General features: G+C 64.9%; 1 protein-coding gene and 1 pseudogene. Both read left to right on the top strand.

Annotated elements, in window-relative coordinates; all coding sequences use genetic code 11:
* Window positions 1–286, top strand: a pseudogene (locus AB4Y84_RS22045) (ChrR family anti-sigma-E factor); the annotation flags it as partial.
* A 19-nt stretch (window positions 287–305) separates the two neighbouring features.
* Window positions 306–989 carry an NAD-dependent epimerase/dehydratase family protein gene (locus tag AB4Y84_RS22050; protein WP_442243617.1) on the top strand — a complete coding sequence of 228 codons (684 nt, stop codon included), beginning with the start codon at window positions 306–308 and terminating at the stop codon, window positions 987–989.
* The last annotated feature ends 197 nt before the right edge of the window (window positions 990–1186 follow it).

Below are 1186 nucleotides of genomic sequence, written 5' to 3' on the forward strand. Positions count from 1 at the left end.
GAGTGCCGAACAGATGCCGTCGCTGATCATGCTGAAGATCGCGCCGGGCAAATGCCTGCCGATGCACAGCCATGGACGCAGCGAACTTACACAGATCCTGCGGGGTTCCTACAATGATGCGCTGGGTCTGTTCGCACCCGGCGATGTTGCCGATCTGGATGAGGATGTCGAACACCAGCCGGTAACGGCGCCTGGTGTACCGTGCATCTGCGTTTCCGCGCTGGATGCGCCGCTGGTGTTCAGTGGTTGGCTGGCCCGCAAAATCCAGCGCTTTGTGAAACTCTAGGCTTCTTTGAGGTCAACGCATGCACGAAACACGCCCGCTGCGGATTCTGCTGACCGGTGCGACCGGTCTGGTCGGGCAGGGCGTTGCCCGTGCCTGCCTCGCTTCGCCGCAGGTGGCGCAGATCGCCGCTCTGGTCCGTAGCAAAGGCGGGCTCGACACTCGTATCGAGCAGATCGTGCTGGCGGATTTTCAGCACGCCCGCGACGTGGGCCTGCAGCTGACTGAATTCGACGCTTGTTTCTACTGCGCCGGCGCGCCACCGGTTGGCACCGCCGAGGATGAGTATCGGAAGGTGACGCTCGATGCCACCCTCGCCGTAGCTGCAGTGTGGGCGGAAGCGAATCCGGATGGCCGGTTCCTGTATGTCTCCGGCGCCCATGCCAATCCAGACAGCAGGATCATGCCGCTGCGGATCAAGGGCGAGACCGAGGCCGCGTTGGCGCAGCTCGCGGTGCGCACCGTCATGCTGCGCCCCGCCGGGGTGCGCCCGGTGGCGGGGACCGGCACCCGTCATGCGGCGTTGAAGCCGCTGTATCGCGTTGGCGGTCCCCTGATGGCGGCGGCGGGCCGCGTCCTGCCCTCACTGGTGACCAGCAACGAAGCCATCGGCCGCGCGATGATCGTGCTGGCGATGATGCCGGAGCCGCCGCCGGTGCTGGAATGTGCGCAGATCAACCGGCTGGGTGGCGCTGCTGCAGCCTGATGGGTGCGGTGCACATCTGCTGCACATCGCGCCTACTACAGTCGTCGCTCATCCTTCTGTGACGCATCGACGTGAACCTGCAGCCATCGTCTTCCCTGCTTCGCCCATCGCGCCCAGCGCCTGAAAACGGTCGTTTCGACCTGCTGGATGTCAATGCATTGCAGGATCCCGGCAGCGGCCGCATCGTCCATCTGCGG

Source organism: Stenotrophomonas sp. 2YAF22, from assembly GCF_052114665.1.
Classification (GTDB): Bacteria; Pseudomonadota; Gammaproteobacteria; order Xanthomonadales; family Xanthomonadaceae; genus Stenotrophomonas; species Stenotrophomonas indicatrix.

Bases quoted from the DNA above. Each gene is read 5' to 3' on its own strand.
- AB4Y84_RS22050 (WP_442243617.1), top strand. From the start codon at position 306: ATGCACGAAACACGCCCGCTGCGGATTCTGCTGACCGGTGCGACCGGT.